The organism is Pseudoalteromonas luteoviolacea S2607, from assembly GCF_001625575.1.
GTDB lineage: Bacteria > Pseudomonadota > Gammaproteobacteria > Enterobacterales > Alteromonadaceae > Pseudoalteromonas > Pseudoalteromonas luteoviolacea_E.
Genome location: NZ_AUXV01000008.1, coordinates 188667 through 198987, shown reverse-complemented (window position 1 = coordinate 198987; position 10321 = coordinate 188667). Strand labels below are relative to the sequence as shown.

9 protein-coding genes are annotated in these 10321 nt (G+C 40.3%); 5 read left to right on the top strand and 4 right to left on the bottom strand.

Annotation, left to right across the window (positions count from 1 at the left end; genetic code table 11):
- Positions 1 to 279: 279 nt before the first annotated feature.
- The 5 genes from N480_RS07725 to N480_RS07705 are packed head-to-tail and all read left to right on the top strand — an operon-like array spanning position 280 to position 2315.
- A complete protein-coding gene (locus tag N480_RS07725; protein WP_063371940.1) occupies positions 280 to 948 on the top strand; it encodes a Bax inhibitor-1/YccA family protein in 669 nt (222 codons plus the stop codon).
- 55 nt (positions 949 to 1003) lie between these two features.
- A complete protein-coding gene (gene tusD, locus N480_RS07720) occupies positions 1004 to 1357 on the top strand; it encodes a sulfurtransferase complex subunit TusD (protein WP_063371939.1) in 354 nt (117 codons plus the stop codon).
- On the top strand, positions 1354 to 1713 hold the full coding sequence (gene tusC, locus N480_RS07715) for a sulfurtransferase complex subunit TusC (protein ID WP_063371938.1): 360 nt from the start codon (positions 1354 to 1356) through the stop codon (positions 1711 to 1713). The genes tusD and tusC overlap by 4 nt, the downstream gene beginning before the upstream one ends.
- A complete protein-coding gene (locus N480_RS07710; RefSeq protein WP_063371937.1) occupies positions 1710 to 1982 on the top strand; it encodes a hypothetical protein in 273 nt (90 codons plus the stop codon). The genes tusC and N480_RS07710 overlap by 4 nt, the downstream gene beginning before the upstream one ends.
- A 3-nt stretch (positions 1983 to 1985) precedes the next feature.
- Complete coding sequence (locus tag N480_RS07705) at positions 1986 to 2315, top strand: TusE/DsrC/DsvC family sulfur relay protein (RefSeq protein WP_063371936.1); 330 nt, start codon at positions 1986 to 1988, stop codon at positions 2313 to 2315.
- Positions 2316 to 2351: 36 nt separating this feature from the next.
- On the opposite strand, the gene N480_RS07700 is transcribed toward N480_RS07705, so the two are convergent.
- The 4 genes from N480_RS07700 to N480_RS07685 all read right to left on the bottom strand — a co-directional run bounded on the left by N480_RS07700 (position 2352) and on the right by N480_RS07685 (position 10257).
- Positions 2352 to 4016: a hypothetical protein gene (locus N480_RS07700; RefSeq protein ID WP_063371935.1), complete on the bottom strand. Its 1665-nt coding sequence runs from the start codon at positions 4014 to 4016 to the stop codon at positions 2352 to 2354.
- Positions 4017 to 4820: 804 nt separating this feature from the next.
- Positions 4821 to 5210 carry a hypothetical protein gene (locus N480_RS07695; RefSeq protein WP_063371934.1) on the bottom strand — a complete coding sequence of 130 codons (390 nt, stop codon included), beginning with the start codon at positions 5208 to 5210 and terminating at the stop codon, positions 4821 to 4823.
- Positions 5211 to 5308: 98 nt separating this feature from the next.
- Positions 5309 to 7993, bottom strand: coding sequence for an ATP-binding protein (locus N480_RS07690; protein ID WP_063371933.1), 2685 nt, complete (start codon positions 7991 to 7993; stop codon positions 5309 to 5311).
- Positions 7994 to 8025: 32 nt separating this feature from the next.
- Positions 8026 to 10257, bottom strand: a complete 2232-nt coding sequence (locus N480_RS07685; protein ID WP_063371932.1) for a TonB-dependent receptor — start codon at positions 10255 to 10257, stop codon at positions 8026 to 8028.
- Between the last annotated feature and the right edge of the window lie 64 nt (positions 10258 to 10321).

Genomic DNA, 10321 nt, shown 5'->3' with positions numbered 1-10321 from the left:
CCACTCAGCCATCTCTCCGCAGCGGTGCGAATAATAGGGAAAGCGATCATGAATGTGAAGCTTTTTTTTTGCTTTTTTTACTGTTTGACTAATTTTCAACACTTTTGATGGTATTTCCTTCAAAAATGCTGAAATTTTGCCAATCGGTTGTAATAAGAGAACTATTTATCGTGTTTTATGGTCTACTATTCGAGAAAGGTTTGCTCAACTAATTAACTCTTGGTAATCTTCGGTAAGATTAATTTTCGGAACATCGTGTTTCTATTAAGGAGCTATAATATGGCGTTCAATCATTCGTACACTACTGAAAAAGCAGTATTGTCAACGACTGAAACTAACAAGGTACTGAAAAGTACTTACTTTCTTTTAGCGATGACTTTGGCATTTAGTGCCATCACTGCTGCAATCTCAATGACAATGGCGCTGCCTCGTTTTACAGGCATGATTTGTTCACTTGTTGCAATGGGTCTAATTTTTGTTATTCACAAAAAAGCGAACTCCTCATCAGCTATTGGTTTAGTCTTCCTATTTACAGGAATTTTGGGCTTTGGCTTGGGCCCTCTTCTTAATGCATACTTAAGCTTACCTAATGGCGGCCTATTGATCGCACAAGCTTTAGGTTCAACTGCTCTAATTTTCTTTGGTCTGTCAGCATACGCGCTTACAACTAAAAAAGATTTCTCTTTCATGGGTGGTTTTTTAACAATTGGTATATTGGTAACGTTTGGTGTTTCTATCGTAAATATCTTTATTGGTAGCCCAATGGTATTCATCGCAATCAATGCGGTATTTGTATTGCTAATGTCTGCAATGATCTTGTTTGAAACAAGTCGTATTGTTAACGGCGGCGAAACTAACTATGTACTTGCAACTGTTGGCCTTTACGTAGCAATTTATAATTTGTTCACGTCATTGCTAATGTTGCTTGGTATGTCAAATGATGACTAATTGATTCATTCTGATAAAATGAGCCCCAACTGGGGCTTTTTTTTTTGGATTTCTCTTGAGCCAACTTATAATTTCATTGCATTGTGGTCCTGACGCCCACGACTCTTTACAATGTATGAACCGATTTGTGCAAGCCGCACTAAAACAAAATCACACCATTAAGTGTATATTTCTATATCAAGACGCCGTATTACACGCTAATCAACATATTCAACTGTCTAGTGATGAGTTGCAAGTCAGCGCTATTTGGGAACACTTATCAAACCAAGGAATAGCGTTAAAGCTGTGTGTTACCGCCGCTGAAAAGCGAGGAATAAACATACAGGACACTGGCGTATTTACAGTCGCTGGACTCGCCGAGTTTGCTATGGAAGTTTGTAATGTCGACAAGTGGGTGCAATTTAAATGAATAAGAAAATTCTTGTTATTAGTGATGCAGCCCCTTTCGACGGTCAACGCATTCGAGAAAGCTTAGATATGGCACTGATTTTTGCAGCCATAGATCAAGAAGTGAGTTGGCTATTTACCGGCGCTTCCGTACTGGCTCTTACAAAAGACACTATGCCTACTTCGTTAGGTATAAAAGATTTTTTTAAGCAACTTAAAACACTAGAAATATACGATGTCGATAGCCTTTTTGTATGTGAGCATGCGTTATTGGAGTACCAACTTTCTACGGAAAAATTGAGTGTCGACGCAAAAGCATTGTCATTTGAGCGACAGCAATCCTTGATAAACGAACATGATCACGTGGTAAAGCTATGAATGTAACTGTACATATTTTTTCAAAGCCATTAAGTTATTATTCTAACAACTTCAATTTTGCTTTAATTGGCAAATGCGACAAAGTTCTTTTACAACAAGACGCATGTTACGATCAAGCGCGTTTTGCTGCCACATTCAATCAAAACCTTTATATGCTGGAAACATGCTCGATTGCAAGGGGCATCTCTCCTACCGACCTAGTGACACTGATAGATGACTTAAGTTGGGTTGACCTGCTCGTAGATAGCGATAAAACAATTACTTGGTAAATTATGTTAGTAATAGACAACAAAACAATTGAAACTGATAAAGAGGGATATCTTCTAAACCACCTTGATTGGAGTGAAGATCTAGCACCCATCATCGCAGAGAATGAAAACATCACTTTGACGGATGCGCATTGGGAAGTAATCAAATTTGTACGTGGCTTCTATGAGGAATATGGAACAAGCCCTGCGATTCGTATGCTTGTTAAAGCTATCGCCAAGAAATTAGGTGAAGATAAAGGCAAAAGTATCTATTTATACAAGCTCTTTCCAAAGGGACCTGCTAAACAAGCTACTAAGATAGCTGGGTTGCCAAAGCCCGCAAAATGTATTTAAGCACACTTAAAAAAGAAGGCTAATGCCTTCTTTTTATTACTCGTCAACAGGCCAAGTGAATGGCACGTCTGGAACCTCAAGTCCTCGCGCTAATATAGATTCGGACACAGTGAGTGTTGGGTCAGTTGGAGCCCACAAGTCATTGGTAAATGGTATACTCACATCCTCCTGTGCTATGTCCCCCAGCACGCCGCTGACATCAATATCGAACACAAAACTGCCTGTTCCATCGTAATCACAGCTGTTTGTTGGTGCATATTCGATATTTGCTCGATGATCAGTGCCCAGATAGGTGCTTGTGCCTGTATCATATTCAAAGAATTGTCTTTGTGTGTACGCCTGCAACGTGTGGTCGTTCCCAGGCCCAGCCCAATTACAAATAAACCCTTGAATTAAACCATTTGTTTCGTCGATATCCGAGCCATAGCCGAAATGAGCTTCTCCATTCTCTAGCGTAGCGTCATTGAACCCTATGTTTAAAATACGACTGTGTGAATCATTTACACCTGCTTGCCATACATACGCATAATCACCTGCCAGGCTTGTCAAATCAAAATTCGCGCCGAATATTGCAAAATTTTCGCTCCAACCGTCTGGGTTATCAGCGCTATGATATTTATTGTTTACATCAACCTGTTGGTCGCTATTAAATGCGCCACTCACGGTATGCCCACATAAAGTTGCAGTCCTAGCCTGTAGTGACATCTGTTGCGCGTCACGTTCATAGGCCAGTGAACCAACTAAAGTGCGTTGGTTTTGAGCACAGTTGCCACCAGGGAACTCAATGCCAGATACACCGACTTCACCTTCAACAGCATAGTTGAGTAAGCCTGTGTAGTTCGTTCTGTCTCCGCTAGGCGTATGCGTCATAGTAAGATCTATGTCATAGCTACTGCTACCCACGGTATATTCTAGCGTGACATTGTATTGCCAAATACCAGAGTTAAGGCTAATTGACGCTGAGCTAAAGTTTATATTTGATAGACCTTTACTATTCATCTGAGTGGTCAAGTCAATTGATGCCCCCTCCTCTGGTAAACCTGCTCCATCATCGATGGCCGCAGATACCATACTTGCCAAAGTCATTAACGCCATTCTAGAGCGCTCTTTTGTGCCATCCAAAAGTGCGTTCGTTTGCGCGACTGCGCAAGCATTACCTTCACTATCACTTGCAAGCCAAAGGCCTAGATCACCTGAAGGAAGGGTACCTGAATTCGTAGCAGGATCTGCTGAGTTTGGATGACCTTGATAACTAACCTGCGGACCAAAACAGTCAGCATTGTTGCCAGTTCTGTAGAAAGACCTTACGCGAAAAACATCTAGTAAAGGTGTTTCTCCATCAAGTAATGCATCAATTCTGCGCGTCGCCCAAAAATAAGTTGGAGAAGCAGGACCTCGTGACAAATAAAGCCGCTCTTCTTCATCACTGCTGTCTCCAAAAGGAGAAGCTACGACCATAGATTTTGGGAAATATAGCCCCCTATCAAATGTAGCTGGGTCTTGTATATCATCACTTTGGTCGTTTGAATCATTATTCGAGTCACCACCTTGGTTATTATTATCGGAGTCCGTGTTGTCAGTTGGAGTGTCTTGTGGTGTCTCTTGTTCCGCAGGGGTGACTTGCTGTGTATTATCATCGCTATCTGATGACGAACAACCTACCATCAAAGATGCCATAATTACTGGGATATATGATTTCATGTCTGCATACCTCGTTTGTCTAACCTGTGTTTAAGTTAATTCAAATGCGACTGCTAGACAAAATTACGCTGTTTACAAATGTGATTAAGTGTTTAAAAAACACCCACTTTTGGATTGCTTTTTTAACTTTTATCGAAACACCATGTAATGAATATTAATTCACCAAAACCGATTTAAGATTCACATAATCTTATAACCTGCGGAATTTTTTTTGAATTATCTCTGCATTTCAAATTCTAGTACAATCAAACATGTTCAATACACTTTATTACATAATACTTTGAACTTTCGAATGTAGAGATAATAGGTGCAAACGTGGGAGAATAGTCAATTGTTGCAGCCTATGAAAAGCTCCTAAACCACAAAATAACATAAACGCTAAGCACAAAACTGAAAGCTTCACCCTCCCTTACCACAGTTTTTCCTTCATAAGCTCCAGTGCAGCAGGAATAGAAACAGACTTACTATACTTCTCAACACTCGTGTGCTTACGATTAAACAGAATTGCGCCAACACACTTCATTGAGAGTACATGATACTCGAGCGTCTACCGTTTTGGTTTAAAACCAATGCTACACCTGAGATTCAATACGATTTGAGATAACACGCTCTCTCACTTCGAACACTTGTCCCCATTCAACAATGCGTTTATATCAATGAGCTGCGTCAGACATGGTGGAGAGAAATAATAAAGAACAGGATATATTTTAAGGGCTAAAAACTAGCCCTTATTCTTACAAGGCGACAACCGCTAACACATTTTATAGCTCATACCTTGACGCAATGACGGTAAAACTGCCGTTGCTAATTAACCTTTTTCCACACTTCGTATTCAACAAACTTACCGTTTTCAACAAGCTTGTGGTGCCATAAATCACCCTTTATTTCATAAGTAAACGCCATTCGTCTGCCGATTAGGTTTTCGACATTGCCTAATGTGACTAACTCAATGAAATAATTGTCTTTAATTTCATAAGTGCCGCCTCCAGCATAATGAAATTTACTATTGCTGCTGGTAATGTAACTAAAGTGAGTATTGTTTATTATCTTTGTAGATGTAACAGTCGGTGCTGAAGCTGTCACCTTACCCTCTGGAGTTGCATACTCGCCTTTGACGAATTCCCATGTGCCAACTAGCGGGTTTGCCAATAGTAACGGTGAGATAAAAGCAAAAGCCAATTGTATCAATCGCATTCAATATTCCTTGTTGTCGCTCTTTGAAATTTCATGCAGTATATTGCTTTGTACCCAACCACAACAACACTAAACATCTTAACTTGCAGAAATTTCAGCTACACTGCCTGATCGCAATCAGACTCTTTAATCACTTGATCTATCAGTTCAAACAATCTATTCAATGCCTTTTCTACATCTAGGAAATTCTCTTGTTTGAGCAGCTGATCAATCTGTGTGACCGTTTGATAGATCTCGTGGCAGTCAAACATCGCTGATGTTCCTTTTAGTGCATGAATAGATCGTCCCAACCCTTCGTAGTCTTTATATTTAAGCTGATTTTGTAACTGTACGAGCTGCTCGTGAAGCCCATCAATATATTGCATTTTTAGCTGTTTGAACTCTGCATCAGGCAAGCTAAGCTCCTCATCAACCGTTATGTTAAGGTAGTGAGATATTTTTTGTGCGAACTTTGTCCGGTCAATTGGTTTAGCTAAGTGATCTGTAAATCCAAGCTTAATATATCGCTCGATTTCATGACTCATGGTATTTGCTGTTAGAGCAATAACCGGCGCAGTGCACCCGGTTGCTTGAATAAAGTTAAATGCTTGCTCACCATCCATAACAGGCATTTGAATATCCATTAATATGAGGTCGAACTCATTATCTAATACTGCTTGAACCGCCAGCTGACCATTTTCAACTGCTGTGACGTTCAAGCCCATTCTCTCAAGAATCCTAGTTATTAAACGGCAATTATCACTATGGTCCTCAGCCAGTAGTACTTCCCCTTTCAGATCTTCTGACTCGACCTCAGGAATTATCGCTTGGCTGGTATTATTTGCGTGATGGATCTCATCAAACGAATTAACCCACGTTGTTTTTTCCGTTGTAAATAGGCTTAAAGACAAGGTAAATGACGTCCCAGACCCTACTTCACTTTCTACTTCAATATCACCATCTAGTTTTTGCGCTAAGCTTTTGGAAATGTTTAGCCCTAGCCCCGTTCCCCCATATTTACGCGTGGTGGAAGAGTCTGCTTGATAAAAGGCACTGAACAATTCTTTTTGTTCCTCTGACGTCATGCCAATACCAGTGTCTTTGACACAGATAAACAAACGCTCATCATTGCAACTCACCTCAATTGAAATTTTACCTACTGAGGTAAACTTAAGTGCGTTAGAGGTTAAATTTAATAGTATTTGTCTGAGGCGTGTCGGGTCTATCACCACATAATCCGGCAGTGGAAACTGATAATTTAGTTCAAATTCGAGCCCTTTATCTCGGATCTGCTTTCCTAGCAATGATTCAACGTGTGCTATAGATTGAAATAAATTTGCTTCAATCAGCTCAACCTCAAGCCTGTTCGCTTCAATTTTAGACATATCTAAAATGTCATTTATTAAACCCAGTACATGCCGTGAATTCTGTAAAATGACTGTAATAGCATGATTGCGCTCGTGGGGTTTAATATCACCTAAAATAATGCCATCTGCATACCCTATGATAGATGTCATGGGCGTCCTGATTTCGTGACTCATATTCGCTAAGAAACGACTTTTGGCCTCGCTCGCATCGCGCAATTCAGATGCCAACTGCTCCAACTCATAGGTACGCTTAAGTACTTTGGCTTCGAGGTTTTTATTCAGCTCAATGTTTTCTTCGCTGGTTAACCGAACTTTATCTGCGACAGCAAATGCTAAGAACATTGCATCTAAGGCGACCCCAACCAACCCTAACAAATATAGGTTAACTGCAATTGGAGGAAGCATTCCTAAATTAGTAAAGTTACCTATCATATTGGGAACAGCCATACACACATAAGCTAAGATAAAGTACCTCGCGGGTTTAAAGCCTTCTAAAATTCTTAATATACCAATATAAAGACCTAAACATAGGGCCACTCCCGTCGACATCGTAGCCCACAAGAATCCAAACCCCGGAAACAGAATGCTGAAAGGCGTCCCGATTGCTGCCACAACACCAACCCAAATTGAGGCTGAAGATAGATTCGGGTGTGTCTCTTTAAGCTTTAACAGGCAATTGTAAAATAAGGCGTTACTGATGGGCGATAAAGTGAACCCCAACCAATGTAAATGAGGAGAATAGAAACCAAATAATTGATCAGATATATGGAAAAAGTGGCTCCATGCGAACACCATGGTTGCCGCGAAAATTGCATAGTATAGATGTGTTAAATCTTTTGAGCCTATGTATATCAGTAAGTTATAAAGGCCCAATACAATACCAACACTAAAGCAAAGGATCATTATTAAGTTATCTATAACGACCTGCTCTTTAAAGTCTGGTACAGGGACAATTTCTAACTTTATAGGTGTGTAGAAAAAGTCGCTTTCAAACAACGTAACAATGTAATACTTTTGATTAGGTATGAGCTTTACAGTGTTACCATAATGAAACGCAAACTCATTTTGTACCATACCGCCACTGTAGTAGCGTTCAACACCAGATTTAGAATAGATGCGAGTTTCGATATTTGATAGCACAGTATTGTATGGGTACAAGACGAGCTGTTCATACATAGACTCGTTGACAATTTCCGTAACCAACCAATACCGTCCAGAAAACAGCGCTCTTTCTGTTTGCGGCTCTAAGCCTTGTGCCCAGCTTTGAACCGAATCAAATGAGTCAGGAAAACGCGTATCATCTTTGGCAGCTAGCACTAAGCCTTTATCGTGCAAATTGACGCCACGCTCAATTCCATCAAATACATACTCAGTGCTTTTAACATGAGTTGAAAAAAGTACTGCAATTAAAAGCAAGATATATTTAATCAAATGCATTCATACGCCTAAAGTAAGCTTTGAAAGCTCGCTTAAAAGTTATAAGTAACATCCAACCCAACTCTCTGTCCTTCTCCTTTAAAGTCTTCTAACATGCCAAGGAATGAACTTAAATCAAACTTTAGATGACTATACTCTTTATCAAACAAGTTTTTGGCCCATAAGCCAACTTGCCAATCCGCGTATTGATACGAAACATTAGCTCGCCATAGTGCATAACTTGCTTGATTTGCATATGGGTTTTGATTTTGATCGAAGTAGTAATCTGATTGAAAGTCTACACCAATCACTGTATCTAGTTCTCCACCCCTAATACTCATTGTGTAAGCAAGCTCTGCAGCAACATTCCACTCTGAAGTAAATGGCAAGCGATTATCTGTTAATGTATTACCTAATGGGTCAGTAAATTCTTCAAAGTTAGCTTCAGGAATATAACCAATAGCTAACCTGCTCGATAGCTCATTTGTAATAGTGTAGTCAAGCTCGAACTCCGCGCCATAAATCATCGACTCCCCTACATTTTCGAGTAGCTGCAATGGCGGTGCGCCTGGCGTCGATGCGGCTTGGTTCATAAAAACTTGCTGGTCTTGATAATCATAATAAAATACCGCACCAGAAACGAAGTAATCTGCGCCATTTAATTTAAAACCTATCTCATGAGACATTGTCTCTTCAGGGCCATAATCTGCTAATTGGGCTTGCTCAGCAGACGACAATAAACCTCCATTGTATCCACCACTCTTACTGCCATTAGCCAAAGAATAGTAAATCAAAAGAGCGTCGGATGGCGTGTAATTCCAAGCAATCTTTCCTGAAACCCCGTCATCCTCAACTTTTCCAACAACCGTATAGAAAGGGATAATTGCGCCATTTAAATCAGCTGGATTAGTAATAAAATTTAAACGAGATACTGAGTCATAATCTACTGACTCATCCGAGTAACGTATCCCAATCGTAAGCATATGATTTTCAGCAAGCTGCCACTCATACTGAGAAAACAACGCAATGGATTTAGTAATGATCTCATTGTCGTAAAAAAATGTCGTAGTTAGTTGTGGAGCCAGTACCCCCCGAAAATCTCGCAAAATATCATTGTGATTATTTTGGTATATGCGTTCTTCAAGATGGAATGCACCAATAGTTAAATGGTCTTTTCCAAACTCAGCTTGGTACCTTAACTCATTTGTCACTAACTCGCTTTTAAGTCCCAGCTCGCCCTCACACAACTGTGCAGGACTGCCATCGCAGTTAAATGCGTGGTCTCTGTCCAAGCGATTAAAACCATTTAGGTAGGTCACACTTGCGGTGTCACTTTGCTGCCATTGCAGCTCCAAACCCCACCCCTTATAAATGCTAAGGTGAGGCGAATGATTGTTTACACTCACAGCCCAGAAATCATCATTACCATCATTAAAGCCGAAACTATCAAAACATCCTATTTTGCCGGCTTCAGATGGTGTGCATCGAATTTGATTAATTGGGTCTTTGAAAATTCCAATATTACCCACTGGTTGAACGATGCCATCCCAATGTCCATAGTAACCTTTTACATAAGCACTCCAATTATCCCACTCTCCTAAATAGCTTAGACGTAAATCATTTTGTGTCAGCCCAGCTTCTGGTGACGTCTCTAATAGGTTATAGCTGGTATACTCATAGTCAGTGTGACTAAACGCAACTCGAATTGCGCTTTCATCATTCAAACGTGCGTTATACGCCCCTTGTGCTCGCTGCCAGTCATCTGTGCCTATACCCAGCTTTACATAGCCGTAAGTCCCGTCATCTGGGCGTTTAGTTCGGACTAATAACGCTCCTCCGGTGCTATTTCTTCCAAACAGAGTACCTTGTGGACCTTTAAGTACCTCCACTTGCTCTATATCAAAAAGATTAGCAATTTGGTTATTCGCCGAGCCAACACTTAATCCATCTACATACATTGCAATAGGTGACGTATTGGCGGTGTTGTAATCTAATAATCCGATACCCCGAATATTAATTGCAGGGGGAGTTCCCTCAGCAGCATTTTGACTAATCTTTAGATTGGCGACAAACGTTCCCAGTTCTGTGACATCTTTAACGCCTTGGCTTTCTATTTGTTTTGCACCAATTGTAGAAATAGAAACACTTACATCTTCGATATTTTGTTTCCGCTTTTGCGCGTACACTTCGATAGTTTCCATCACACTGTCGTCAGCTGAAAAACTAACTGATGGGTTAACGAATAATAAGGATATTGATATAGATAAGGCAGAGAGTTTAAACATGTCCGTTCTCGTTAATATTAGCGGTGTTCACTTTGCTCACTTGAGTATAGTCCAAAAGAAAAGA

Coding starts and splice junctions, on each gene's coding strand:
- N480_RS07725 (WP_063371940.1), top strand. CDS start 280: ATGGCGTTCAATCATTCGTACACTACTGAAAAAGCAGTATTGTCAACG.
- tusC (WP_063371938.1), top strand. CDS start 1,354: ATGAATAAGAAAATTCTTGTTATTAGTGATGCAGCCCCTTTCGACGGT.
- N480_RS07710 (WP_063371937.1), top strand. CDS start 1,710: ATGAATGTAACTGTACATATTTTTTCAAAGCCATTAAGTTATTATTCT.
- N480_RS07705 (WP_063371936.1), top strand. CDS start 1,986: ATGTTAGTAATAGACAACAAAACAATTGAAACTGATAAAGAGGGATAT.
- N480_RS07700 (WP_063371935.1), bottom strand. CDS start 4,016: ATGAAATCATATATCCCAGTAATTATGGCATCTTTGATGGTAGGTTGT.
- N480_RS07695 (WP_063371934.1), bottom strand. CDS start 5,210: ATGCGATTGATACAATTGGCTTTTGCTTTTATCTCACCGTTACTATTG.
- N480_RS07690 (WP_063371933.1), bottom strand. CDS start 7,993: ATGCATTTGATTAAATATATCTTGCTTTTAATTGCAGTACTTTTTTCA.
- N480_RS07685 (WP_063371932.1), bottom strand. CDS start 10,257: ATGTTTAAACTCTCTGCCTTATCTATATCAATATCCTTATTATTCGTT.